This window comes from uncultured Vibrio sp., from assembly GCF_947488985.1.
Lineage (GTDB): Bacteria > Pseudomonadota > Gammaproteobacteria > Enterobacterales > Vibrionaceae > Vibrio.
Genome location: NZ_CANLBV010000003.1, coordinates 25123 through 50201, shown reverse-complemented (window position 1 = coordinate 50201; position 25079 = coordinate 25123). Strand labels below are relative to the sequence as shown.

25 protein-coding genes are annotated in these 25079 nt (G+C 46.8%); all 25 read left to right on the top strand.

Annotation, left to right across the window (positions count from 1 at the left end; all coding sequences use genetic code 11):
* Positions 1-108: 108 nt before the first annotated feature.
* The 25 genes from fliE to Q1A70_RS01135 all read left to right on the top strand — a co-directional run bounded on the left by fliE (position 109) and on the right by Q1A70_RS01135 (position 25054).
* Positions 109-420, top strand: a complete 312-nt coding sequence (gene fliE / locus Q1A70_RS01255; protein ID WP_299686199.1) for a flagellar hook-basal body complex protein FliE — start codon at positions 109-111, stop codon at positions 418-420.
* Positions 421-436: 16 nt separating this feature from the next.
* Positions 437-2179, top strand: a complete 1743-nt coding sequence (gene fliF / locus Q1A70_RS01250; protein WP_299686197.1) for a flagellar basal-body MS-ring/collar protein FliF — start codon at positions 437-439, stop codon at positions 2177-2179.
* Positions 2172-3233, top strand: a complete 1062-nt coding sequence (fliG, locus tag Q1A70_RS01245) for a flagellar motor switch protein FliG (protein ID WP_299686195.1) — start codon at positions 2172-2174, stop codon at positions 3231-3233. The genes fliF and fliG overlap by 8 nt, the downstream gene beginning before the upstream one ends.
* Positions 3234-3348: 115 nt before the next feature.
* Entirely contained in the window at positions 3349-4149 is an 801-nt protein-coding gene (gene fliH / locus Q1A70_RS01240) for a flagellar assembly protein FliH (protein WP_299686193.1), read from the top strand.
* The gene (gene fliI / locus Q1A70_RS01235; RefSeq protein WP_299686191.1) at positions 4142-5461 is read left to right on the top strand and encodes a flagellar protein export ATPase FliI; all 1320 of its coding nucleotides are present in this window, start codon (positions 4142-4144) and stop codon (positions 5459-5461) included. The genes fliH and fliI overlap by 8 nt, the downstream gene beginning before the upstream one ends.
* Before the next feature lie 14 nt (positions 5462-5475).
* Positions 5476-5913: a flagellar export protein FliJ gene (gene fliJ, locus Q1A70_RS01230; protein ID WP_299686189.1), complete on the top strand. Its 438-nt coding sequence runs from the start codon at positions 5476-5478 to the stop codon at positions 5911-5913.
* A 198-nt stretch (positions 5914-6111) separates the two neighbouring features.
* Positions 6112-7395, top strand: a complete 1284-nt coding sequence (locus Q1A70_RS01225; protein ID WP_299686187.1) for a flagellar hook-length control protein FliK — start codon at positions 6112-6114, stop codon at positions 7393-7395.
* 52 nt (positions 7396-7447) lie between these two features.
* The gene (gene fliL / locus Q1A70_RS01220) at positions 7448-7936 is read left to right on the top strand and encodes a flagellar basal body-associated protein FliL (RefSeq protein ID WP_299686185.1); all 489 of its coding nucleotides are present in this window, start codon (positions 7448-7450) and stop codon (positions 7934-7936) included.
* A 7-nt stretch (positions 7937-7943) separates the two neighbouring features.
* Positions 7944-8987 carry a flagellar motor switch protein FliM gene (fliM, locus tag Q1A70_RS01215; protein ID WP_299686183.1) on the top strand — a complete coding sequence of 348 codons (1044 nt, stop codon included), beginning with the start codon at positions 7944-7946 and terminating at the stop codon, positions 8985-8987.
* 29 nt (positions 8988-9016) lie between these two features.
* Positions 9017-9427 (top strand): flagellar motor switch protein FliN, encoded by a 411-nt coding sequence (gene fliN / locus Q1A70_RS01210; RefSeq protein WP_299686181.1) that lies wholly within the window; start codon positions 9017-9019, stop codon positions 9425-9427.
* Between the two features lie 23 nt (positions 9428-9450).
* Entirely contained in the window at positions 9451-9885 is a 435-nt protein-coding gene (fliO, locus tag Q1A70_RS01205; RefSeq protein ID WP_299686278.1) for a flagellar biosynthetic protein FliO, read from the top strand.
* Complete coding sequence (gene fliP, locus Q1A70_RS01200; protein WP_299686179.1) at positions 9872-10801, top strand: flagellar type III secretion system pore protein FliP; 930 nt, start codon at positions 9872-9874, stop codon at positions 10799-10801. The genes fliO and fliP overlap by 14 nt, the downstream gene beginning before the upstream one ends.
* Positions 10802-10812: 11 nt before the next feature.
* On the top strand, positions 10813-11082 hold the full coding sequence (fliQ, locus tag Q1A70_RS01195) for a flagellar biosynthesis protein FliQ (protein WP_299686178.1): 270 nt from the start codon (positions 10813-10815) through the stop codon (positions 11080-11082).
* A 6-nt stretch (positions 11083-11088) separates the two neighbouring features.
* Positions 11089-11871, top strand: coding sequence for a flagellar biosynthetic protein FliR (gene fliR / locus Q1A70_RS01190; protein ID WP_299686176.1), 783 nt, complete (start codon positions 11089-11091; stop codon positions 11869-11871).
* Positions 11872-11880: 9 nt separating this feature from the next.
* On the top strand, positions 11881-13011 hold the full coding sequence (gene flhB, locus Q1A70_RS01185; RefSeq protein WP_299686174.1) for a flagellar biosynthesis protein FlhB: 1131 nt from the start codon (positions 11881-11883) through the stop codon (positions 13009-13011).
* A gap of 216 nt (positions 13012-13227) precedes the next feature.
* Complete coding sequence (gene flhA / locus Q1A70_RS01180) at positions 13228-15330, top strand: flagellar biosynthesis protein FlhA (RefSeq protein WP_299686172.1); 2103 nt, start codon at positions 13228-13230, stop codon at positions 15328-15330.
* A gap of 27 nt (positions 15331-15357) precedes the next feature.
* Positions 15358-16902, top strand: coding sequence for a flagellar biosynthesis protein FlhF (flhF, locus tag Q1A70_RS01175; protein ID WP_299686170.1), 1545 nt, complete (start codon positions 15358-15360; stop codon positions 16900-16902).
* A gap of 12 nt (positions 16903-16914) precedes the next feature.
* Positions 16915-17802 (top strand): MinD/ParA family protein, encoded by an 888-nt coding sequence (locus Q1A70_RS01170; protein WP_299686168.1) that lies wholly within the window; start codon positions 16915-16917, stop codon positions 17800-17802.
* A complete protein-coding gene (locus Q1A70_RS01165; RefSeq protein WP_299686166.1) occupies positions 17795-18529 on the top strand; it encodes an RNA polymerase sigma factor FliA in 735 nt (244 codons plus the stop codon). The genes Q1A70_RS01170 and Q1A70_RS01165 overlap by 8 nt, the downstream gene beginning before the upstream one ends.
* A gap of 42 nt (positions 18530-18571) precedes the next feature.
* On the top strand, positions 18572-18940 hold the full coding sequence (gene cheY / locus Q1A70_RS01160) for a chemotaxis response regulator CheY (protein ID WP_299686164.1): 369 nt from the start codon (positions 18572-18574) through the stop codon (positions 18938-18940).
* A 112-nt stretch (positions 18941-19052) separates the two neighbouring features.
* Positions 19053-19781, top strand: coding sequence for a protein phosphatase CheZ (locus tag Q1A70_RS01155; protein WP_299686162.1), 729 nt, complete (start codon positions 19053-19055; stop codon positions 19779-19781).
* Positions 19782-19790: 9 nt separating this feature from the next.
* Positions 19791-22028, top strand: coding sequence for a chemotaxis protein CheA (locus Q1A70_RS01150; protein WP_299686160.1), 2238 nt, complete (start codon positions 19791-19793; stop codon positions 22026-22028).
* A 13-nt stretch (positions 22029-22041) separates the two neighbouring features.
* Positions 22042-23202, top strand: a complete 1161-nt coding sequence (locus tag Q1A70_RS01145) for a chemotaxis response regulator protein-glutamate methylesterase (RefSeq protein WP_299686158.1) — start codon at positions 22042-22044, stop codon at positions 23200-23202.
* Positions 23203-23211: 9 nt separating this feature from the next.
* A complete protein-coding gene (locus Q1A70_RS01140) occupies positions 23212-23994 on the top strand; it encodes a ParA family protein (RefSeq protein ID WP_299686156.1) in 783 nt (260 codons plus the stop codon).
* Entirely contained in the window at positions 23981-25054 is a 1074-nt protein-coding gene (locus Q1A70_RS01135) for a chemotaxis protein CheW (RefSeq protein ID WP_299686154.1), read from the top strand. The genes Q1A70_RS01140 and Q1A70_RS01135 overlap by 14 nt, the downstream gene beginning before the upstream one ends.
* The last annotated feature ends 25 nt before the right edge of the window (positions 25055-25079 follow it).

Below are 25079 nucleotides of genomic sequence, written 5' to 3'. Positions count from 1 at the left end.
CTGACTGCTGTAGTACGATATCCAGTCAAAATAATGCGTGGCACGTAAATTGCTATGTCAATAATACAGCTAAATAGATGGTCATAATTTTGACTCCTGAGGTGATAAATGAGAATAGATGGCTTACAAGGTGAAATGCAGGCAATGATGGTGGAAGCTGCCAGCGCGCGCCCGACTGCAACCGGCCAGAAGGTCGGTGCAGATTTTGGCAATATGCTGACTCAAGCCATTAATAATGTGAACTCATTGCAAAAGACCTCAGGTGATCTTCAAGCTCGCTTCGATAGTGGTGATCAAAGTGTATCGCTATCTGATGTGATGATTGCTCGTAATAAATCTAGTGTAGCTTTTGAGGCGACGATCCAAATTAGAAATAAATTGGTCGAATCGTACAAAGAGCTGATGAACATGCCGGTATAAGTTGGGTAGTTAAATAGTGGCAGATAATAGTCAAACAACAGATTTAACCGTGAGCGATAGCAATGACCACGCACTCATGGCGGGCTCAGAGCTAGACGGCGAAGGACAAAACCCCGATCTCGGTGAGCGCAGTTCATCGAAATTCGATATGGCGGTGGGAGATCTCGATTTACTTCGTCAGGTTGTGTTAGTCCTTTCTATTTCAATCTGTGTTGCACTGATTGTGATGCTGTTTTTCTGGGTGAAAGAGCCAGAAATGCGGCCACTAGGTGCCTATGAGACCGAAGAGCTGATCCCCGTTCTGGATTACTTAGATCAGCAAAAGATCGCGTACTCCCTTGAAGGTAACACCATTTCTGTGCCTGCGAGTGAGTACAACTCGCTAAAGCTTAATATGGTTCGAGCGGGCTTGAACCAAGAGCGAAACGCCGGTGATGATATTCTCATGCAGGACATGGGCTTTGGTGTCTCTCAGCGTTTAGAGCAAGAGCGTCTTAAATTAAGTCGTGAAAGGCAACTTGCGAAAGCTATCGAACAGATGAAACAGGTACGTAAAGCACAGGTTTTACTGGCCTTACCTAAGCAAAGTGTCTTTGTTCGCCACAATCAAGAAGCGTCAGCTTCTGTATTCCTGACACTAAAAACGGGTACCAATCTTAGGCAGCAAGAGACCGACTCTGTCGTTGATATGGTGGCAAGTGCTGTTCCTGGAATGAAAACCTCACGTATTACGGTAACCGATCAACACGGTAGGCTTTTGAGTTCAGGTTCTCAAGACTCAATATCATCAGCACGCCGTAAAGAGCACGAGTTAGAGCTTAATCAAGAGCAAGCGCTGCGTGAAAAAATTGATTCGGTGCTTATTCCTATTATTGGTTTTGGTAACTATACTGCTCAGGTTGATATTGAGCTCGACTTTAGTGCATTAGAGCAAACGCGAAAGCGCTTTGACCCAAATACTCCCGCAACGCGAAGTGAGTACACGTTAGAAGATTACAACAACGGTAATACTGTGGTGGGTATTCCTGGAGCACTGAGTAACCAGCCTCCTGCCGATGCCTCTATTCCTCAAGATGTCGCTCAAATGAAAGATGGCGCGATAACTGGAAAGGGATCAGTGCATAAAGAGGCGACCAGAAACTTCGAATTAGATACCACCATCAGCCATGAACGTAAACAGAGTGGTACGGTGAATCGTCAGACCGTCTCTGTCGCGATCAAAGACCGTCAATCACTGAACCCCGATACGGGTGAGGTTGTTCACACCCCAATCCCAGCGAGCGAAATTAATGCCATTCGTCAGGTGTTGGTTGGTGCAATTGGTTTTGATGAAAACCGAGGCGATTTACTGAATGTATTAAGCATGCAGTTCGCGCCACAAATTGCGGATGTTATGCCTGAAGTGCCTATTTGGGAGCATCCAAACTTTAACGATTGGATACGTTGGTTCGCCAGTGCATTAGTGATTATTGTGGTGGTGCTGGTACTCGTTCGTCCAGCGATGAAGAAACTTCTTAACCCAGCGGCGGATAACGATGAACAAGCCTACGGCCCTGACGGCATAGCTATTGGTGCCGATGGCGAAACCAGCTTAATTGGGGGGGATATTGAAGGTGGTGAGCTATTTGAATTTGGTTCAAGTATTGATTTACCGAACCTTCATAAAGATGAAGATGTGCTCAAAGCAGTACGTGCACTCGTAACAAATGAACCAGAGCTCGCAGCTCAAGTAGTTAAAAATTGGATGGCAGATGGCTAACGATATAGTTCCACAACAAACTGATGGCGGTGAAGAGCTTGATGCTTCTAGCATGGATATCGCTTCTATTTCCGGCGACGAACGTGCGGCGATCTTACTGCTCAGTTTAAATGAAGAAGATGCTGCGGGTATTATTCGTCACTTAGAGCCAAGGCAGGTTCAGCGTGTGGGTAGTGCCATGACGCGAGCGAGTGATCTATCCCAAGAAAAAGTGGGTACGGTTCACCGCGCTTTCTTAGATGATATTCAGAAGTACACCAACATTGGTATGGGTAGTGAAGATTTCATGCGTAATGCATTAGTGGCTGCATTGGGTGAAGATAAGGCGAATAACTTAGTTGATCAAATTCTGCTTGGAACAGGCTCAAAAGGCTTAGACTCTCTTAAGTGGATGGATCCTCGTCAAGTAGCGAGTATCATTATCAACGAGCACCCTCAGATACAAACCATTGTGTTGTCATATCTCGATGCTGATCAATCGGCTGAGATTTTATCGCAGTTCCCAGAGCGTGTACGCCTAGATCTGATGATGCGTATTGCGAATCTTGAAGAGGTGCAACCTTCGGCATTGGCCGAGTTGAACGAGATCATGGAGAAACAGTTTGCGGGCCAAGCGGGAGCTCAAGCAGCCAAAATTGGTGGCCTGAAAGCTGCAGCTGAGATCATGAACTACATGGACAACAATGTTGAAGGTGTGTTGATGGATCAAATCCGTGATCAAGATGAAGACATGGCAACCCAGATTCAAGATCTTATGTTTGTTTTTGAAAACCTTATTGAAGTTGATGACAAAGGTGTTCAACGATTATTGCGTGATGTACCACAAGACACTCTACAGAAAGCCCTCAAAGGGGCTGATGACGGTCTGCGTGAGAAGATCTTCAAGAACATGTCTAAACGTGCTTCCGATATGATGAGAGACGATATTGAGGCTATGCCGCCTGTGAAAGTCTCTGATGTGGAAGCGGCGCAAAAAGAGATATTGGGCATTGCGAGGAAAATGGCAGACAGTGGTGAGATCATGTTGTCTGGTGTTGCTGACGAGTTCCTTTAAGACAGAGTCTCCATTCAGTTGGGGCTTTTTTTATCTAATCTCGAACGACCGATTGACTCAGTTTAACAGTTTGAATTGACAATACAGTTTGACGCACTCATAGATAGGTACTGATATGTCAGGTGAGAGAAAACGGGGCTTTCTTCGCCCTGAAGAAGATAATACGGTTGCCCAACCTCAGAAATGGGGGCTGCCGGATTATACCTCTGACGTGAGTAAACAAGCCAAAGAAACGGCTTTTAATTACGATCCGAGTTGGATGCCAACGGTTGAAGAAGCCATTGAAGATGAAGAGCTGGTTCTTACTGAAGAACAAATCGAACTGATCAAACAAGGGGCTTATCAGGAAGGGTTGCATCAAGGGCAAGAGGTCGGCTTTAAACAGGGTTATGAAAAAGGCAAAGAAGAAGGGTTTGCCGCAGGTCATGAAGAGGGCAACGAAGCCGGGAAGCTTGAAGGCGTAACCGCTGGTCAAGAGTATATCCAGCAGCAGGTCGCCATCTTTATGGGACTCGCCAACCAGTTCGCTCAACCATTAGAGTTGATGAACACACAAGTTGAGAAGCAACTGGTCGACATGGTACTGACCATGGTCAAAGAAGTGGTGCATGTTGAAGTGCAAACCAACCCACAAATCATCTTAGATACTGTGAAAGAGTCGGTAGAGTCACTGCCAATCTCTGGTCACGCGATCACCTTAAAGCTTAATCCTGAAGACGTTGTGATCATCCGCTCTGCATATGGGGAATCTGAATTGGATTGCCGTAATTGGACGTTAGTTGCTGAGCCTGCACTCAACCGTGGTGATGTCCAAATCGAAGCGGGTGAATCGAGCGTTAACTATCGAATGGAAGAGCGCGTGAAGAACGTGATTCAAAGCTTCTGCGACGCAAATCGTCATCAAGGTCATGCGTAAGTTAGTGAATCGTCTCAGCCAGTACAAGGTCGAAGGGCTAAAATCACGACCAGTTGCCTCCGGTAAATTGGTGCGAGTTGTCGGCTTAACCCTTGAAGCTACGGGCTGTAAAGCGCCGATTGGCAGCTTGTGTTTGGTTGAAACTATGTCTGGTCAGATGGAAGCTGAAGTCGTTGGCTTCTCTGGCGATAACCTATTTTTGATGCCGAGTGAACAAATCACTGGGATCTTACCCGGTGCTCGTGTTACACCATTGACCTCTGAAAGTGGCATTCCTGTTGGGATGGAACTGCTTGGTCGTGTCATCGACGGTGTCGGTAATCCTCTGGATGGGCTAGGCCCAATCTATACCGAGCAACGCGCTTCATTTAACGCAGAGCCTATTAACCCGTTAGCACGTAAACCAATCTCCGAGCCGCTTGATGTTGGCTTAAAGGCGATTAACGGTTTGCTGACCGTGGGTAAAGGGCAACGTATTGGTCTGTTTGCGGGTTCTGGTGTCGGTAAATCCGTGACACTAGGCATGATGACCCGAGGCACAACCGCACAAGTGGTTGTGGTGGGCTTGATCGGTGAACGTGGACGTGAAGTAAAAGAATTTATCGAAGAGATTCTCGGGGAAGATGGTCGTAAACGATCGGTGGTGGTCGCTGCACCTGCAGACTCATCGCCATTGATGCGATTGAAAGGCTGTCAAACGGCATTGACGGTGGCGGAATACTTCCGTGACCAAGGTTTAGATGTTCTGCTTTTGATGGATTCACTGACGCGTTTTGCTCAGGCTCAGCGTGAAATTGCCCTGTCTGTTGGCGAGCCACCAGCAACCAAAGGTTACCCACCTTCTGTGTTTGCTAAGCTTCCTGCGCTAGTGGAGCGTGCAGGTAACGGCAACGATGAGCAAGGTTCAATCACTGCTTTCTTTACCGTGTTAACCGAAGGTGATGACTTACAAGACCCAATCGCTGATGCATCGCGAGCGATTCTTGATGGTCACGTTGTGTTGTCGCGTGAGATGGCCGATGCGGGTCACTACCCTGCGATCGATGTCGAGAAGTCCGTCAGTCGTGTTATGCCTCAAATCACCACCGAAGAGCATCTATTGATGTCAAAAGCGGTCAGGCAAGTGCTGTCTATCTGTCGAAAAAACCAAGATTTGGTTTCGATTGGTGCATACAAGCCGGGTACTGACCCTGCGATTGATAGCGCCTTTACTTTGAAGCCGAAACTGGACGAGTACCTGCAGCAGAAGATGAAAGAAACCGTGTCATACGGCATGTGTGTCAATATGCTCAAGCATGTGTTGGGCGGTTAGGGTGAAGGTTAGTCATGGATAACGCATTAGAGCTCCTGCTCGCGCAAGCCAAAGATCAAGAGAATCAAGCTGTGTTAGCGCTCAACAAAGCCAATGCGGAGCTTCAGGGCTACTATGAACAGGTCGCGCAGATTGAAAAGTATAGATTGGATTACTGCCAGCAACTTGTCGACCGAGGCAAAGAGGGGTTAACGGCGAGTCAATATGGTCACTTGAATCGTTTCTTAACTCAATTAGACGAAACATTATCCAAGCAGAGAGAAGCGGAACACCATTTTAAAAATCAGGTTGATAACTGTCAGGACTACTGGATGGAGCTACGTAAAAAACGAAAATCCTACGAGTGGTTGATGGAAAAAAAGCACAAAGAGAAAGCCAGGCTGCAAGATCAGAGAGAGCAAAAGCAAATGGATGAATTCTCGACGCTGCTATACAGTCGAAAGAAGGTGTGATCCTAAGCCACGTATGACATAGGTGTTATTGAGCGGGCGGTGCTGTTGAGCTGACGGTAATATCTGTGTTTATAGGCATGTTTCTTGCTCGCTTTCTATAAAATTGTGCGTTGTGCCCATTCCGAGCATGAAAAGCACCCGACTTTCTTTTTGTTGCCTGATACCTGGCAGCAAAGCTAGCAGATAGAGCTTATATATATGAATGTTAGTCTTTCCTCAAATTCAGCAACCAACAAAACGTCATCCTTGCAGGACTCCGACTCTTCTGCAAAGGTAGAAGAGTCGGATGAGTCAAAAGGTTTTTTTGAGTCGTTTAAACAAGCGTTTGGCTTTGAAGAAAGTAACGCTAAAGCAACGGTAAATAAAGCTGAAAGTGATACGAAATCTGTTGAAAAACAGACCTCTGCTGAAGCTGAGAGTGAAGAGTCGATTAACGAAACTCACGCCAAGCAAACGGCTGAAGCAATAGCTGACACCACAGTGATAGGAAAAGTCGATGCTCAATCCACTGATACCTTAGACGCTCAGTCGAAAGATCAAGCTTTGTCGAATCCGTCTGATGATAATACCTTGCCATCGACTCAGGGTAAGGCTCCCCCCCAAGGCCAGAAAGATGAGCAAGCTGAAGCCGATAAAACCTCAAATGAAATAACCAATGAATGGAAACGTCAAGGGGCCTCTCAAGCCAATGCGGCGATGAGTGAAGGCAACAAACTACTTGGTCAGTTAGATGAGGCAAACAAAACGTTGAATCAATCGGCGAACGGCAAAGGCTTGCCTCAGCAGCAAACTGCTTTGGATCCTAGCTTGGCGGCCTCAAGGATAGCGATGGGGGCGACGCCAGAAACGACAAAGGCTGGCTCTACTGATGCGCTTCTCAATGCGGGAGTTGGCGTAGCTGCACTGTCTGGCTTAGGTAAGGCTGGTGGTAAAGAAGATTCTAACGACTCGATTTTTGCTCAGCAAATTGCCTCGGCAGCGAGTGTTCAGGGGGTGACAACTGCAGGCTCTGTCCCAACACGAGCTGAAATTCAAGCTGCTCAGCAGGTTCCTTTGCAACTCACTAAAGAGCTAGCAAACGAGCAGGTGGCAGAAAAAGTACAAATGATGATGTCGAAGAATCTTAAAAATTTGGACATCCGGCTCGACCCACCAGAACTGGGGCATATGAAGATTCGAATGACCATGAATAACGACGTGGCGAATGTGCATTTTACGGTGAGTAGCCAGCAGGCGAGAGACGTGATTGAGCAAACCTTACCTCGTTTAAGAGAGATGCTTGCTCAACAAGGCATGCAGCTTACTGATTCGTCCGTTCAACAGCAGAGTGCGGGGCAAGGGCAAGATGGTTACAGTCATGGTGAACAACAATTCGCCGCTCATCGCGCAAATGGTAGTCAAGGTGATGAAAACCTTGATAGCGGCAGTAATCTTGAATTGAATGTCGCATCAAAGCGTGATGGAATCAGTTATTATGCCTAATATCAGGTTTGTAGCAGCGCTTTAGTGGAATAAAAGGAAGTTAGAGGGTGGTATGCCAGAAGAACAAGATCCAACAAAAAAGAAAAGCAAGATCCTAATCATCATTATTGCTGTGGTTGTTTTACTGTTTGGTGTTGGTGGGGCGTTATTTTTTTTCTTAGGGTCAAATGATGGCCCCTCGGAACCTTCATCTCAACCAGAAACTGCTGTGGTCGCGGCAGATACAGTGATGTATGTTAATATTCCTCAGCCTTTCTTGTTTAATGTGACAGGTGATAAAAAAGAACGATTAGTGCAGATCAAAGTACAGTTGATGGTTCGTGATAGTAAGAATGGAGATCTCGCTCGCTATCACTCTCCACTGGCCGAAAGTACCTTACTCGCAACGTTTGCTTCAGCAACGGTTGAGCAGCTACGTTCACCGACAGGGCGCGTAGAGCTGCGTGATAAGGCGACAGAAGATATTAAAGTAACCTTTGGTAAAGTCGTTGGCCAGCCTGTGATTGAAAAAGTGTTATTCACTGATTTTGTAATTCAATAGGTAATTTGTGACCGATTTATTAAGCCAAGATGAAATAGATGCACTATTGCATGGTGTTGATGATGTTGAAGACGTTGAAAATGTCTTAGAAACCGAGATTAACAGTGCGGTCAATTTCGATTTTTCATCTCAAGACCGAATCGTCCGTGGTCGAATGCCGACCCTTGAACTGATTAACGAGCGCTTCGCACGTCATATGCGGATAAGTTTGTTTAATATGCTTCGTAAAACGGCTGAAGTGTCGATCAATGGCGTGCAGATGATGAAATTTGGTGAATACCAAAACACCTTATATGTACCCACCAGTTTAAACATGGTTCGTTTTCGACCGCTAAAAGGCACTGCCCTAATCACTATGGAAGCGCGTCTGGTTTTCATTTTAGTCGAAAACTTTTTTGGTGGTGATGGCCGTTTCCACGCCAAAATTGAAGGCCGTGAATTCACTCCGACCGAAAGGCGGATCATCCAGCTGCTGCTGAAAATCGTATTTGAAGATTATAAAGAAGCTTGGTCTCCAGTGATGGGGGTTGAGTTTGAATACTTGGACGCAGAAGTTAACCCAAGTATGGCGAACATTGTGAGCCCAACCGAAGTGATCGTGGTGAGTTCATTCCATATTGAGGTCGATGGCGGCGGTGGTGACTTCCACGTAGTGATGCCGTATTCCATGGTTGAGCCGATCCGTGAATTGCTCGATGCTGGTGTTCAGTCTGACAAGATGGAAGCCGATGTTCGTTGGAGTACTGCGCTGCGTGATGAGATCATGGATGTGCCCGTTAACTTTCGTGTTAATTTGCTCGAGCAAGATATTTCCCTACGTGATCTGATGGAGCTGCGCCCTGGTGATGTTATCCCAATGAATATGCCAGAGCACGCGACCATGTTTGTCGAAGAACTACCGACCTATCGTGTGAAAATGGGGCGTTCGGGGGAGAAGCTTGCGGTACAAATTTCTGAAAAAATTCAAAGACCGCATGTGGTCAAAACTGATCTTGCTTTTCTAGGTAAAGACTTAATGTCTGAACTGGAAAACAGCGATGATGACGAATAGCAAAATAGATAAAAGTATAGGAATGGGTAATGGAACCTAGTGAAGATCAAAAGCTAGCAGACGAATGGGCTGCTGCACTTGGTGAAGATCCTTTAGCGCCATCAGTGGATGTTGATGATGTGCTCGCGGCACCGCTTGATGAGCTAACTGATTCATCGTCTCCGATTTCTGAAGATGAGCGTCGTAAACTGGATACCATCATGGACATTCCAGTGACTATCTCAATGGAAGTTGGCCGCTCTCAGATCAGCATTCGAAACTTACTTCAGCTCAACCAAGGCTCGGTTGTTGAACTGGACAGAATTGCAGGTGAGTCACTGGATGTGATGGTCAATGGCACCTTGATAGCTCATGGCGAAGTGGTTGTGGTGAATGACAAATTTGGTATTCGTTTGACTGACGTTATCAGCCAAACCGAACGAATTAAGAAGCTGCGTTAATGATCTTTTCGCCTCAACGTTTGATGGGCTTACTGCGTCAAATAACGAATGGCGTTTGTGGAGTCGCAGGCTTATCACGTGCAGTCGTCGGGTTTGGGCTATTGTCGCTGCCTTCTGTCGCTTTAGCTGCGCCTCCTTCTCTTGATTTAGCGACCACTTTTGGGTCGCTAATTTTCGTTATTGCCTTTATCTTATTTATTGCTTGGTTATTGAAGCGAATGCAAGTGCCTGCGATGTCGAACCAACAAGGTTTGGTCATTGTTAGGCAAATCCCTGTTGGGACTAAAGAGCGGATTGTGATCGTGCAAGCGGGAGATGAACAGTTTTTGCTTGGCATTACCACTCAATCGATTCAGCTAATCTCTAAGCTCGATAAACCTATTACTCAGGAGATGCTGGAAAAAAGTACCTTTTCAAGTCAGCTTTCCCAGCTAATCAAAAAAGATGCAAACAAGTAACGGACTTTTGGACCCATCTAACTTTTACCAAAGCGAACCTTTGCGTGTGATGAAAGTAGTGTTGGTCCTACTTATTCTCCTCTGTTCAATCTTATTCAGTGGCTTGGTATTGGCGCAAGCGGAAGATGGCACTGTCATCCCAGCCAATACGGCGGGCTCTGAATCGATTACCTTCAGCACGATGGAAAATGACCAAACCACTTCGCAAACCATGACGACGGGGAGCTTAACCGGTAATGGTGGCGGGATCCCTGCCTTTACCATGACCACCAATGCCAATGGCGGTGAAGACTACTCCGTCAACCTGCAAATCCTCGCTTTAATGACCATGCTTGGCTTCTTGCCAGCGATGGTGATTTTGATGACCTCATTTACCCGCATTGTGGTGGTGATGTCTATCTTGCGGCAGGCGATGGGCCTACAACAAACACCTTCTAACCAAGTGATTATTGGTATTGCGATATTTTTAACCTTCTTCATTATGTCGCCGGTGATCAATCAGGTTAATGAGCAAGCGGTTCAGCCATACCTCAACGAACAAATATCGGCGCGCCAAGCTTTTAATGTAGCACAAGAGCCGATTAAGTCCTTTATGCTGAAGCAGACTCGGATCAAAGATCTTGAGACCTTTGTTGAGATCTCTGGAGCGGAAGTCACTCGCCCGGAAGATGTCTCAATGGCGGTGTTGATTCCGGCGTTTATCACCTCAGAGCTAAAAACAGCGTTTCAGATTGGTTTTATGCTGTTCTTGCCGTTTCTGATCATAGATTTAGTCGTGGCATCGGTATTGATGGCGATGGGTATGATGATGCTGTCACCTATGATTGTATCGCTGCCGTTCAAGCTGATGTTGTTTGTACTCGTTGATGGTTGGAACTTGATACTCTCCACACTCGCCGGCAGTTTTGCCTTGTAGCTGGGGGAATAATGAATCCTGAAATATTCGTAGACTTATTCCGAGACGCACTGTGGATGGTATTGGTCATGGTGTGCGCTATTATCATTCCCAGTTTGTTGATCGGTTTGGTCGTGGCGGTTTTCCAAGCAGCGACCTCTATCAACGAACAAACGTTGAGTTTCTTGCCCCGTTTGATCGTAACGTTATTGGCGTTGATGCTGTTCGCACACTGGATGACTCAGATGATGATGGAGTTCTTTTTCGAGCTCATCGAACGCTTACCGCAAGTGCTGTATTAAACGGTTATGGAGTACCCAACAAGCCTTGTACTAGAGTGGTTAGCCAATTATTTTTGGCCTTACACTCGTATCTCAGCGATGCTGATGGTGATGACAGTAACCGGTGCCCGCTTTGTGTCGCCGCGTATTCGTTTGTATTTAGGTTTGGCGATCACCTTGGCGGTGATGCCAGTGATCCCTGCGGCTCCTAAAGAGATTGAACTGCTGTCTTTTCAAGGTTTCTTAACCGTATTTGAGCAAATCGTGATTGGAGTTGCCATGGGGTTTGTGACTCAGTTTATGATCCAAACCTTTGTCATGCTCGGTCAAATTTTAGGTATGCAATCGAGCTTGGGCTTCGCTTCTATGGTTGACCCTGCAAATGGCCAAAATACGCCAGTCCTTGGTCAGTTGTTTATGATGCTCGCAACCATGTTTTTCTTAGTGACTGATGGCCACTTGAAAATGATGCAGTTGGTGATATTCAGTTTTAAAACTTTACCCATTGGCAGCGGCTCATTAACGGCAGTGGATTATCGAGAGCTTGCCTTGTGGCTCGGCATTATGTTCAAAACGGCGTTAGCGATGTCGTTGTCTGGCATCATCGCGCTACTTACGATTAATCTATCATTTGGTGTCATGACGCGCGCCGCGCCGCAACTGAATATTTTCTCTTTGGGTTTTGCATTTGCACTGCTGGTGGGCTTGCTGCTTTGCTGGTACCTGCTTGGCGGCTTGTTCAGCCACTATGAACTGTTCTGGATACAAGGTGAGCAACAGATGTGTCGTCTAATCCGGTTAGATTGCTAGGAGACAGTAATGGCAGAGTCAGACGGTCAAGAACGTACAGAAGACGCCACGCCCAAACGCTTGCAACAGGCCAAAGAAAAAGGGCAGATTGCAAGGTCAAAAGAGCTGGCATCGGCGTCGGTACTGATAGTCGGCGCGATTGCGTTAATGTGGTTCGGTGAATCGATCGCTAAAGCTTTGTTTGAGGCAATGCAGCGTTTGTTCTCTTTAAGTCGCGACGAGATCTTTGATACCAATAAGCTGCTTGAAATTGCTGGTGGCGCACTGGTGAACCTGTTGTTTCCGCTGTTCCTAATTCTGATCACCTTGTTTGTTGCAGCTGTTATTGGCGCTGCAGGTGTGGGCGGGATTAACTTCTCGATGCAAGCAGCGATGCCGAAGGCATCTAAGCTCAACCCATTGAGTGGCATCAAGCGAATGTTTGGTTTGCAAAGCTGGGTTGAGTTAGTGAAATCTATCTTGAAAGTGGCTTTAGTATCGGGAATGGCGATTTATCTTATTCAGGCTTCCCAGCACGATTTAATGCAGCTGAGTATGGATGTATATCCTCAGAATATCTTCCATGCCTTGGATATCTTGCTTAACTTTATTCTGTTGATCAGCTGCTCATTACTCATTGTGGTCGCCATTGATATCCCATTTCAGATTTGGCAACACGCCGATCAGTTGAAGATGACCAAGCAAGAAGTGAAAGACGAATTCAAAGATACCGAAGGTAAGCCAGAAGTGAAAGGCCGAATTCGTATGCTGCAACGTGAAGCGGCGCAGCGTCGTATGATGGCTGATGTGCCCCAAGCGGATGTGATCGTCACCAACCCGGATCACTTTTCGGTAGCGCTACGTTATAAGCAGGGGCAAGACAAAGCGCCAGTTGTGGTCGCGAAAGGGGTCGATCACATGGCGATGAAGATCCGTGAAATTGCGCGCGCCAATGATATCTACATTGTTCCAGCGCCACCCTTAGCCAGGGCGCTATACCATACCACTGAGTTAGAACAACAAATTCCTGACGGTCTGTTTACCGCTGTCGCTCAAGTGCTTGCCTATGTGTTCCAGCTTAAGCAGTACCGAAAGCGAGGTGGGGAGCGACCAAAACTACAAGATTCTAATATGCCGATCCCTCCAGATTTACGTCATTAGATCAATTGCTTGAGTTGATCATCATCAACCCTGATAATAGCGGCATGACGGCTCATATACTAATTGCAGCTGTGTCGATAAATTGACGCGATATCTTGGTATACTGTTTGCTGTATCAACCCCAAACACCTAAGCCTATAGCAACCCACAAAGCTGAAACCTACGCATTTATTTGCTTAGAGAGACAGCTACAACATAGTGAAACTGTCTAGATTTATGAAATTCACCCTGCCTTTTGCGGACAAGCTACCGAAAATTCCTAACCGTGCCATGCCCGCAATTGGTGCGCCCGTTATGGTGCTTGCAACGCTTGCTATGGTGGTATTGCCTATTCCGGCTTTCTTGTTGGATATGTTCTTCACCTTCAATATTGCCTTGTCGATGGTGGTGCTATTGGTTTCGGTTTATACTCGCAGGCCGTTAGATTTTGCTGCCTTCCCGACCGTACTGCTTATCGCGACCCTGTTGCGATTGGCCCTGAACGTTGCTTCGACACGTGTGGTATTACTCAATGGTCACTTCGGTGGTGACGCGGCAGGTAACGTTATTGAGGCCTTTGGTAGCGTCGTTGTCGGCGGGAACTATGCGGTTGGCTTAGTGGTGTTTTTGATTTTGATGATCATCAACTTCATGGTTGTTACCAAAGGTGCGGGCCGTATCTCAGAAGTGAGCGCACGTTTTACATTGGATGCCTTACCGGGTAAACAGATGGCCATCGATGCCGATTTGAATGCAGGCTTGATTGACCAAGATCAGGCTCGCTTGCGACGCTTTGAAGTGACTAAGGAAGCCGATTTCTACGGTTCAATGGACGGTGCTTCCAAGTTTGTTAAAGGCGATGCGATCGCCGGTATCTTGATCTTATTCATCAATATCATTGGTGGCTTAAGCATTGGTATGGTTCAGTTCGACCTTAGCTTTCGTGAAGCAATTGAAATCTACACACTACTGACTATCGGTGATGGTCTGGTTGCACAAATACCCTCTCTACTTCTGTCTATCGCGGCTGCGATGATGGTAACGCGTCAAAATACCGATGAAGACATGGGACAACAGCTTGTGTTCCAGTTGTTTGATAACCCAAAAGCTTTGATGATCACCGCAGGTATCCTTGGCGTGATGGGAATTGTTCCCGGTATGCCACACTTCTCTTTCTTGAGCCTTGCCATTGCTGCGGGAGCAACGGCTTACTTTATCGACAAAAAGAGCAAGAAAAAAGAGCAAGATAAACACCTTCCAGCCTCTATCGATGCCAATGGAGATGCCCCTACAGCGCAAAAAGAACTGTCTTGGGATGATGTGCAACCTGTTGATATTATTGGTTTAGAAGTGGGTTACCGTTTGATCCCTCTGGTCGATAGAGACCAAGGTGGCGAATTGTTGGAGCGTGTAAAAGGGGTACGTAAAAAGCTATCTCAAGATTTTGGCTTTTTGATCCCAGCAGTACATATCCGCGACAACTTAGAGCTGACTCCAAACAGCTACCGAATTACTTTAATGGGCGTTGCGGTGGGTGAGGCTGAAATCAAGCCTGATATGGAGCTCGCGATCAACCCAGGACAAGTTTACGGCATGATTGATGGCGAGCCAACGATCGATCCCGCTTTTGGCCTTGAAGCTGTTTGGATTCGAGAAGAGCAGCGTGAGCATGCACAAGCTTTAGGCTATACCGTTGTCGATTCCTCTACTGTGCTGGCAACCCATCTCAGCCAACTGTTAACCAACAATGCGTCGCAGCTCATTGGGCATGAAGAAGTTCAGAACCTATTGGAAATGTTAAGCCGCTCAACACCTAGACTAGTCGAAGGCTTTGTCCCTGAGCAACTTCAACTGGGTGTGGTCGTGAAAGTACTACAAAACCTCCTTAATGAAGCCATTCCAATTCGTGATATCCGAACGATAGTGCAAACTTTGTCGGAGTACTCAAGCAAGAGTCAAGAACCTGACATTTTAACAGCTGCAGTTCGAATCTCTTTGAAACGCTTAATTGTCCAAGAAATCAATGGTATAGAGCCGGAACTGCCCGTTATAACCTTGATCCCTGAGCTGGAACAAATATTGCATCAAACTATGCAAGCATCCGGCGGAGAGTCTGCTGGTATTGAACCCGGTTTGGCCGAACGTTTACAGACCTCCCTCAGTCACGCCACACAAGAGCAAGAGCTGAAAGGAGAGCCAGCGGTGTTACTGACTTCTGGGGTATTACGCTCGACTCTGGCGAAGTTCGTGAAAAATACGATTCCAAGCTTGAGAGTACTATCTTACCAAGAGATACCGGACGAAAAGCAGATACGTATAGTACAAGCTGTTGGTAATTAAGCCGCCTAATTAGAACGGACGATCGAATTGAAAATTAAACGATTTTTTGCAAAAGATATGAGAAGTGCTCTGCTCCAAGTTAAGGAAGAACTTGGCTCAGAGGCTGTGATCATGTCTAACAAAAAGGTCGCAGGTGGCGTAGAAATTGTTGCCGCTATTGAGGGCGAATCGAACCAATCGACGGAGAGCTCTAGACCCAATGCCACTCAGCAGCCTGCGCCAAGCCAGTATACGCAAATGGCGGCCTCCATTGCACCGGCAGGACGCCGTCAGTTAGACGATGACAAAGTTAGTCTACAGTCAAGTACTGAAGATGGGCGTTCGATGACCAAGCGTTTTTCGAACATGCTCAAGCAATATAGCCATGGTGCAAGCGAAGAGCCGCAATATCGTGCTGAAAACAAAGACTCACTGTCTGCCTTGCTAAACCGTCAGTCTAGTGGCAACCATCAGCCTCATGGTGAGCAGATCAATAGCAATCAGCAGTCTCTTGGGCATCAGCAACCGCGAAGCCATATCGATTCAGCGTTTGCTCGAGAGTCTGGTTTATCCAAGTTAATTGCTGAAGATCGTAGAATTGAGCGTCCGGCACCTCGCCTAGACCCGACTCGTTATGATCGCGGTCGTGACAGCGCAAAATCCAAAGGTTCAGATACCGAAATGGATACGATGCGTGAGGAGATGGCCTCAATTCGTCGCCTGTTAGAACATCAAGTGTCTGGGTTAATGTGGCAAGAAGTCGAACGTCGTGAACCCCTGAGAGCGATGCTAATCAAGCGCCTTGAACGAATGGGTGTGTCGTCTGAGCTGGCCGACCAGATGGCGTGCTACATCCCTGAAGATACCAAGCCAGCACGTGCATGGAAGGCGTTACTGGCCTTAGTTGCTGACCAAATCGCCGTAACACAAACCGATATTTTGAAACGCGGCGGTATTGTGGCCTTGCTTGGTCCAACTGGTGTCGGTAAAACCACGACCGTTGCAAAGCTTGCGGCTCGCGCTGCGATGGAGTATGGCGCAGACAATGTTGCGCTCGTGACTACGGATACCTACCGAATCGGTGCTCATGAACAGCTATCGATTTATGGTCGAATTATGGGGTGTCCGGTAAGAGTCGCTAAAGATTCCCGTGAATTGGCCGATGTAATATACCAGTTACGTAATCGTCGCCTCATTTTGGTGGATACGGCAGGCATGGGGCAGCGAGATGTTCGCTTATCTGAGCAGCTAGACACCTTGATGCAAGAGAGTGGTTCCGTTATCAATAGTTACCTTGTGCTGCCTGCTACAGCGCAACGCAAAGTGCTGCAAGAAACCATAGAACACTTTAGAAGAATCCCGTTGTCGGGGTGCATCTTGACAAAGCTCGATGAATCGCTAAGTCTTGGTGAATTTATTAGTGTCGTAATACAAAATGCATTACCCGTTGCTTATATAGCAAATGGTCAACGAGTTCCTGAAGATATCGTTATAGCTCAGCCAAAGTATATGATTGCTAAGGCTAATGAGTTATTAGAACAATCAAAAGAGAATGAACCTCATTACTGGAACAGCGATTCTGAAGGGCTCTAGGCGGCGATAAATATGAATGACAATATGATACATGATCAAGCGAGCGGCCTCCGCCGCTTAACCAAACCTTCACTAACAAAAGTTATCGCTGTCACCGGTGGTAAGGGAGGCGTTGGCAAATCTAATGTGACGTTAGGCATGGCAATTTGCATGGCTCGCCAAGGCAAAAAAGTTATGGTATTGGATGCCGACTTAGGGCTCGCTAACGTCGATATCATGCTTGGTATTCGCTCGAAACGAAACCTAGGGCACGTGTTGGCTGGTGAGTGTGAGCTTAAGGATGCAATTGTAGAAGGCCCGCACGGAATCAAGATCATTCCCGCGACGTCTGGTACACAGAGCATGACAGAACTTTCACACGCTCAGCATGCCGGTTTGATTCGCGCATTTGGTACGCTTGAAGATGAGATGGATATCTTATTAGTAGACACCGCTGCGGGTATCTCGGACATGGTGGTCAGCTTCTCAAGAGCGGCGCAAGATGTGGTTGTGGTGGTGTGTGATGAACCGACCTCAATCACCGATGCTTACGCGCTGATTAAGCTTTTGAGCCGAGAACATCAAGTTCAACGGTTTAAAATCGTTGCAAATATGGTCAGAAGTTACCGCGAAGGCAGAGAATTATTTGCAAAGTTGACTTTGGTCACAGAGCGCTTCTTGAATGTGAGCCTCGAACTCGTAGCATGTATTCCTTTAGATGATAAAGTACGTCAATCGGTCAAGAGACAGAAAATTGTAGTTGATGCGTTTCCTCGCTCTCCTGCTGCATTGGCAATCAGCTCATTAGCAAATAAAGCAATAACGTGGCCAATACCCCCCACACCAAGTGGACACTTGGAGTTTTTTTTTGAGAGACTGCTGAATCGTACTGAATTTGTAGAGGAACCATTTGGTGAATAAAGCGCTTACTTACGACCAACATGCTAATCTCAATAGCCAACAGGCTTTTTTTGAGAAGTATACCGTGTTGGTTAAACGTATCGCTCATCACCTGTTGGGGCGATTACCGCCAAATGTATTAGTTGATGACTTAATTCAAGCTGGCATGATTGGTTTGATTGAAGCACAGCGCAATTACGATGGCACCAAAGGCGCAAGCTTTGAAACCTACGCTGGTATTCGAATTCGGGGTGCGATGTTGGATGACATTCGTCGCGGAGATTGGGTACCAAGATCGGTTCATAAAAACAATCGAGAAATCAGTGGTGCAATTGCGGAATTAGAGAGTATTCTCAACCGAGACCCAAGTGATGCCGAAGTGGCAAAGCACATGGACCTCAGTTTAGAACAGTATCACAGTGCTTTAACGGATATTAATTGCTCAAGACTGGTCGGGATCGAAGATTTAGGCGTTTCAGATGACGCAATCTCTCCGAATGAAGACTCTCACGATAACACGCCTTTTCAAGGGGTCGCTGATGAGTATTTCCGACAAGCTTTGATCGATTCGATAAAACAGCTTCCGGAAAGAGAAGGCCTTGTGCTTTCGCTTTATTATGACGAAGAACTCAATTTAAAAGAGATTGGGGAAGTATTAGGCGTTAGTGAATCTCGCGTCAGTCAAATACTGAGCCAATCTATGCAGCGTTTACGCACTAAGTTAAGTGCTTGGACACAGAACGACTAACAACACTGATTTTATTCAGTGGAGGCTAATTTGAACAAAAACATGAAAATTCTCATTGTTGATGATTTTTCAACGATGCGCCGAATTGTTAAAAACCTACTTCGTGATTTAGGTTTCAACAACACTCAAGAAGCAGACGATGGCTTGACCGCATTACCTATGCTGAAAAAAGGCGAATTTGATTTCGTGGTAACCGACTGGAACATGCCTGGCATGCAAGGTATCGATCTACTCAAGCACATTCGTGCAAACGCGGAACTGAAGCACCTTCCAGTGCTAATGATCACAGCTGAAGCGAAACGTGAGCAGATCATCGAAGCTGCGCAATCTGGTGTGAATGGTTACATTGTAAAGCCTTTCACTGCCGCAACTCTGAAAGAGAAACTTGATAAGATTTTTGAGCGCTTATAAACATTAATAATAATCGGTTTTAGGCGCTTCTAGGGAGGCACCAACGTTTAGTTCCAGTTTCTCTTTAACGTTGAAACGCCACAAAAACCTGCGGAGTAAGGCCACATTCAGGATGATTTCATTAGAACAAGCAAAAAAATTAGTAGAGCTGCTTGAAAATGATGAGCAGCAAGACGCTGATTCTCTTGTCAGAAGCATTTATGAAGATAACTTTAATCTTCAAGACAACCCAGTGCTTCAAGAAATAGGCAGTCTGACTCGCGACCTCCATGACTCTCTGACACAATTCAATTTTGACGAGCGCATTCGCGTGATCGCAAATGATGAAATCCCCGATGCTAGGGATCGCCTTCAGTATGTCATTGATAAAACGGAAGTTGCAGCAAACAAGACGATGGACGCTGTCGATCTCTGTATGCCAATAGCAGACAACCTACACGAGTGTTTACTTCAAGTAAGGCCTCAATGGAATGAACTGATGCATGGCCGCATTGAGCTGATACAATTTAAAGCTTTATGTCACCGCATTGATGGATTACTGGTTCAGGTAGAGGGTGATAGCACCGAACTGCGTGGGCAACTGACTGAAATTTTGATGGCTCAGGATTTCCAAGATTTAACTGGGCAGATCATCAGCAAAGTTATTACCTTGGTTAATGAAGTGGAAGGGCGCTTAGTCGAGATTCTCACAGTATTTGGTGCGAATCAGATAAAGCCCACTCCAGAGCGGGAGAAAGCATCGATTGCGCCTGAAGGGCCCATTATGAACCCACAACAGCGTGAAGATGCGGTTGCATCTCAAGATGAAGTCGACGATTTGTTATCCAGTCTTGGATTTTAAAGGTAACGTATGAGCTACGATTTAGACGAAGATATTCTTCAGGACTTTTTAGTCGAGGCAGGGGAGATCTTGGAGCTGCTATCAGAACAGTTGGTAGAGCTTGAGAATAACCCTGAAGACAAAGACCTATTAAATGCTATTTTCCGTGGTTTCCATACAGTTAAAGGTGGTGCTGGTTTTCTAGCATTGACCGAGCTGGTGGATACTTGTCATGGTGCAGAGAATGTATTCGATATTCTACGAAACGGCCAACGCAGCGTAACATCCGGTTTGATGGACACCATGCTCCAGGCTTTAGATACCGTGAATGTACAGTTTCAAGCAGTGCAAGACCAGGTGCCTTTAGTACCCGCTGACCAAGCTTTATTGGATGAGCTTCACCGCCTCTGCAAACCAGAGTCTGCGGATGTGCCAGTGGCAGCTCCATCACCCGTTATCACTGAGTCTATTATTGAAGCACCAGCGGCCCCTGAACTGATTGTCGAAAATTCTATTCTTAGCGCGTCTTCTGTTGATGATATCTCTGAAGATGAATTTGAACGTCTACTGGATGAACTGCATGGTAAGGGCGGTTCACCGACAGCGCCTTCTACCCCAACTTCACCAGCTTCAATACCACCAATTTCAACACTACCACCAATTTCAACACTACCGCCAGCATCCATTGCACCTCAGTCTATCGTTGACAGTGGTGACATCACTGACGATGAATTTGAAAAATTATTAGATGAACTTCATGGAGCGGGTAATAGCCCGACGGCCGCGAGTTCAACGCCTCCAGCTCCGCCAACACCTCCTGCTGCAACCGTTTCGGCGACGTCTGAAGGTGATGATCTCATGACCGACGAAGAGTTCGAAAAGTTATTGGATCAGTTACATGGCTCTGGCAATGGCCCATCGGCCGAAGAGCTAGATGTAGCCACCAAACCTGCGCAAGTGAAGCCTGAGCCTGTTGTGCCGCAAGCCATGCCTAAGCCACAGGCTGCCGCGCCAGTTGCCGTTCAAGCCGAACCGAAACTGAGCGTTCCAGCAAAAGCTGAAGTTAAAGCGCCGGCTAAGAAGCAGCAAGCTGAAGCGACCGTTCGCGTTGATACATCAACACTGGATACCATCATGAACATGGTCGGCGAATTGGTATTGGTACGTAACCGACTTGTCAGTCTTGGTTTAAACAGCAGCGACGAAGAGATGTCGAAAGCGGTATCTAACCTAGATGTCGTCACTGCAGACCTACAAGGTGCAGTAATGAAGACTCGTATGCAGCCGATCAAGAAAGTATTTGGTCGCTTCCCACGAGTGGTTCGTGATCTTGCTCGTAGCTTGAAAAAAGACATCGTTCTTGAAATGCGTGGCGAAGAAACGGATCTGGATAAAAACTTGGTTGAAGCACTGGCTGATCCGCTGATTCACTTGGTGAGAAACTCGGTTGATCATGGCATTGAAATGCCGGAAGACCGCGTTGCAGAGGGCAAATCAAGAACCGGTAAAGTGATTCTGTCGGCTTCTCAAGAGGGTGACCATATTGAACTGGCTATCGTTGATGACGGTGGTGGTATGGACCCAGACAAACTTCGCGCTATCGCGGTTAAACGCGGCCTGATGGATGAAGATGCCGCGTCTCGTCTATCAAATAAAGAATGCTTTAACCTAATTTTTGCGCCTGGCTTCTCAAGTAAAGAGCAAATCTCAGATATTTCTGGGCGAGGGGTCGGAATGGACGTGGTGAAAACTGCAATCAACACCCTCAATGGTTCAATCGATATCGATTCAGAGATGGGTAAAGGCACCAAGATCACCATCAAGGTTCCACTAACGCTAGCGATTCTGCCAACCTTGATGGTTGGTGTTGCGGGTTACCCATTTGCCTTACCTTTGGCTTCTGTCAACGAGATCTTCCACCTAGATTTAAGCCGCACTAACGTCGTTGATGGTCAGTTGACGATTATTGTTCGTGATAAATCAATCCCACTGTTCTACTTGCAAAACTGGCTTGCACCTACTGCTGGTGGTGTGGAGCAACGCAAAGGGCACGGTCATGTTGTGATTGTACAACTGGGTAGCCAACGCGTGGGTTTTGTTGTCGATACGCTTATTGGTCAAGAGGAAGTCGTGATCAAGCCGCTTGATAAACTGCTGCAGGGCACGCCAGGAATGGCAGGGGCGACAATTACAAGTGATGGACACATTGCATTGATTCTAGATGTGCCGGATCTGTTGAAGCAGTACGCAGCTGCGTCAAGAATTTAATTTAAGGATAAATATGGCGATTAAAGTATTAGTCGTTGATGATTCGAGCTTTTTTCGTCGTCGAGTTAGCGAAATCATCAACTCGGAGGCTCGCCTAGAAGTCATCGATGTAGCCGTCAACGGTAAAGAAGCGGTAGAAAAAGCGAAACAGCTTAGACCTGACGTGATCACGATGGACATCGAAATGCCTGTTATGGATGGTATTACCGCCGTCCGTGAAATTATGGCAGCGTCTCCAACGCCTATTTTAATGTTTTCATCACTTACGCATGATGGCGCGAGAGCAACGTTAGATGCATTGGATGCCGGAGCGTTAGACTTTCTACCGAAGAAGTTTGAAGATATTGCACGTAATCGTGACGATGCCGTTGCATTGCTTCAACAGCGCGTGATTCAGATAGCTGCAAAGCGTGTCTTCATGCGCCGAACTCCCGTTTCGCCAAGAGCTACAGCATCGGCTGCGACAACCAGTTCAGCATCGTTACGCCAACCGGTCGTTGGTGTAAGATCGGCAACTGCAACTGCAACTGCAACTGCACCATCGACAGCGACCAAGCCTAGTGCGACATCAAAGGCGAAATTCAGAGCTTCAGGTAAGAAGTATCAACTTACTGCTATTGGCGCCTCGACCGGTGGCCCGGTGGCGCTCCAGAAAATTTTGACGCGCATCCCTGCCCATTACCCACAGCCGATTGTGTTAGTTCAACATATGCCAGCTACCTTCACCGCTGCGTTTGCTAGTCGATTGAACACCTTGTGTAAGATCGAAGTTCGCGAAGCGCAAGACGGTGATGTATTGAAACCGGGAGTGGCTTATCTTGCTCCAGGTGGTAAACAGATGATGGTTGATGGCCGCGCAGGGTCGGCACGGTTAAGAATCATCGATGGCGGTGACCGAATGAACTACAAGCCGTGTGTGGATGTCACCTTCGGCTCTGCTGCGAAGATCTACGGCGATAAAGTCCTGTCTATGATACTGACGGGTATGGGCGCAGATGGCCGAGAAGGTGCGCGCATGTTAAAGGCCGCGGGCTCGACGATTTGGGCACAAGACGAAGAGAGCTGCGTTGTATATGGTATGCCTCAAGCGGTCGCAAAAGCTGGCATTTCTACTGAAGACCTACCCTTAGAGCGTATTGCGGAAAGGATTTTGGTTGAAGTTGGGTTAGCTTAGGTAAATCGAATGATTGTTTGGAGTGTTGCAAATCAAAAAGGTGGTGTTGGAAAAACCACCACCACCGTGACCTTAGCAGGTCTACTTAGCTTGAAAGGGCACCGCGTGTTGTTGGTTGATACAGACCCACATGCCTCACTGACGACTTATCTGGGTTACGACTCAGATACCGTTGAATCAAGTCTGTTTGATCTGTTTCAGCTACGCCAGTTTACCGAGCAGACAGTCAGGCCGCTGACGTTAAAAACGCAAGTTGAAGGCATCGATATCATTCCTGCCCACATGTCATTGGCAACGTTAGACCGTGTGATGGGAAATCGAAGTGGCATGGGGTTGATTTTGAAGCGTGCGTTAGCTGCGTTGAAAGACGACTATGACTATGTGCTTATCGATTGTCCGCCGATCTTGGGTGTGATGATGGTCAACGCACTGGCGGCGAGCGATCGTATCTTGATTCCTGTGCAGACTGAGTTTTTGGCAATGAAGGGCTTAGAGCGAATGATTCGCACTTTGGCCATTATGCAAAAATCACGCAAAACACCGTTTAAGGTGACGATTGTCCCAACCATGTACGACAAGCGAACCAAGGCATCACTACAAACACTGACCCAGCTTAAAGATGACTACCCGAAACAAGTTTGGACATCGGCAGTGCCTATTGATACCAAGTTTAGAGACGCCAGTTTAAAGCGTTTACCTGCCTCTCACTTTGCATCGAGCAGCCGTGGTGTATTTGCTTACAAGCAGCTGCTAATTTATCTAGAGAGGTTGGTGATAAATGAGCGCGAATGAAGAGTTGACGATCGCGGGATCCAGCCTATCCAGTGAACAGGCACTGGATGATTACTTTACCGCATTGTTGGGTGACGACAGCTTAGAAGTGGTTGAGTTTTTTGTTGACGAATTTAGTGATGAGTTATTTTGTACTGCAGAGCCAGAGCCAGAGCCAGAGCCAGAAAGTGCCATCTATTCGACGTATTCTGAGCTACCCGTTGCCGAATTTGAAGCGCCAAATCTTGAGGGTGTCCAAAAGCTGTTGAGTCGCTTAGAAGCGACTAATATCGTTGATGAGCTCGACCTTGATGAGCTGATGGATCAGAACACGCAGAAAATTGCTCAGCAAGCTGACATGCAGATGTTTGATGCTGCCGTTGAGTCTGTTCAAGCGTTGGTTGAGCCAGAAATTCAAGATTGGAATCTTCCCGAAACCGATTTATCGATGACTGTAGAGTCACAAGATCACGCACAGCAAACGGAAGCGCCTTACGTTGAAGACTTTATTGAGCAGTCGCTAATTGAAGCGACGAGAAGTAAAGCGCTTGAGATTGAATCAGGGGCGGAAGCAGAGCCGGACACCCAGCCGGGTGGTGGTGATCAGTTTGCGTCTTGGGAAAACACGGCTCGGAGCGAAGATTTTCAAGTATTGTATTTCGATGTGAACGGTGTGACCTTTGCGGTACCCCTTGATGAGTTGGGCGGGATCCATCGCCTTGAAGCCGTCAATCACATTGTTGGTAAGCCTGGGTGGTATTTAGGCTTGCAAACCAACCGAGATAGCCAGTTAGATGTGGTCGACACTGCTAAATGGGTGATGTCAGAGAAGCTATCAGGTGACGAATACAAAGACAATTATCAGTATATAGTGATGCTTGGCGAAAGCTTGTGGGGGCTTGCGTGCACTGAACTGAAAGGCACTGAGCTGCTCAATACAGAGAAAGTACGTTGGCGAGAAATGGCAGGGAAACGCCCTTGGCTCGCCGGTATGGTAAAAGAAAAAATGTGCGCTTTGATTCATGTCGAAGCATTGATCGTCATGCTAAATGCAGGACTAGATGTAAAAGCATTAAGTTAGCTACAAAGCATTAACTGGCTATAAA

Bases quoted from the DNA above. Each gene is read 5' to 3' on its own strand.
- fliE (WP_299686199.1), top strand. From the start codon at position 109: ATGAGAATAGATGGCTTACAAGGTGAAATGCAGGCAATGATGGTGGAA.
- fliG (WP_299686195.1), top strand. From the start codon at position 2,172: ATGGCTAACGATATAGTTCCACAACAAACTGATGGCGGTGAAGAGCTT.
- fliH (WP_299686193.1), top strand. From the start codon at position 3,349: ATGTCAGGTGAGAGAAAACGGGGCTTTCTTCGCCCTGAAGAAGATAAT.
- fliI (WP_299686191.1), top strand. From the start codon at position 4,142: ATGCGTAAGTTAGTGAATCGTCTCAGCCAGTACAAGGTCGAAGGGCTA.
- fliJ (WP_299686189.1), top strand. From the start codon at position 5,476: ATGGATAACGCATTAGAGCTCCTGCTCGCGCAAGCCAAAGATCAAGAG.
- Q1A70_RS01225 (WP_299686187.1), top strand. From the start codon at position 6,112: ATGAATGTTAGTCTTTCCTCAAATTCAGCAACCAACAAAACGTCATCC.
- fliL (WP_299686185.1), top strand. From the start codon at position 7,448: ATGCCAGAAGAACAAGATCCAACAAAAAAGAAAAGCAAGATCCTAATC.
- fliN (WP_299686181.1), top strand. From the start codon at position 9,017: ATGGAACCTAGTGAAGATCAAAAGCTAGCAGACGAATGGGCTGCTGCA.
- fliO (WP_299686278.1), top strand. From the start codon at position 9,451: ATGGGCTTACTGCGTCAAATAACGAATGGCGTTTGTGGAGTCGCAGGC.
- fliP (WP_299686179.1), top strand. From the start codon at position 9,872: ATGCAAACAAGTAACGGACTTTTGGACCCATCTAACTTTTACCAAAGC.
- fliQ (WP_299686178.1), top strand. From the start codon at position 10,813: ATGAATCCTGAAATATTCGTAGACTTATTCCGAGACGCACTGTGGATG.
- fliR (WP_299686176.1), top strand. From the start codon at position 11,089: ATGGAGTACCCAACAAGCCTTGTACTAGAGTGGTTAGCCAATTATTTT.
- flhB (WP_299686174.1), top strand. From the start codon at position 11,881: ATGGCAGAGTCAGACGGTCAAGAACGTACAGAAGACGCCACGCCCAAA.
- flhA (WP_299686172.1), top strand. From the start codon at position 13,228: ATGAAATTCACCCTGCCTTTTGCGGACAAGCTACCGAAAATTCCTAAC.
- Q1A70_RS01170 (WP_299686168.1), top strand. From the start codon at position 16,915: ATGAATGACAATATGATACATGATCAAGCGAGCGGCCTCCGCCGCTTA.
- cheY (WP_299686164.1), top strand. From the start codon at position 18,572: ATGAAAATTCTCATTGTTGATGATTTTTCAACGATGCGCCGAATTGTT.
- Q1A70_RS01155 (WP_299686162.1), top strand. From the start codon at position 19,053: ATGATTTCATTAGAACAAGCAAAAAAATTAGTAGAGCTGCTTGAAAAT.
- Q1A70_RS01150 (WP_299686160.1), top strand. From the start codon at position 19,791: ATGAGCTACGATTTAGACGAAGATATTCTTCAGGACTTTTTAGTCGAG.
- Q1A70_RS01145 (WP_299686158.1), top strand. From the start codon at position 22,042: ATGGCGATTAAAGTATTAGTCGTTGATGATTCGAGCTTTTTTCGTCGT.
- Q1A70_RS01140 (WP_299686156.1), top strand. From the start codon at position 23,212: ATGATTGTTTGGAGTGTTGCAAATCAAAAAGGTGGTGTTGGAAAAACC.
- Q1A70_RS01135 (WP_299686154.1), top strand. From the start codon at position 23,981: ATGAGCGCGAATGAAGAGTTGACGATCGCGGGATCCAGCCTATCCAGT.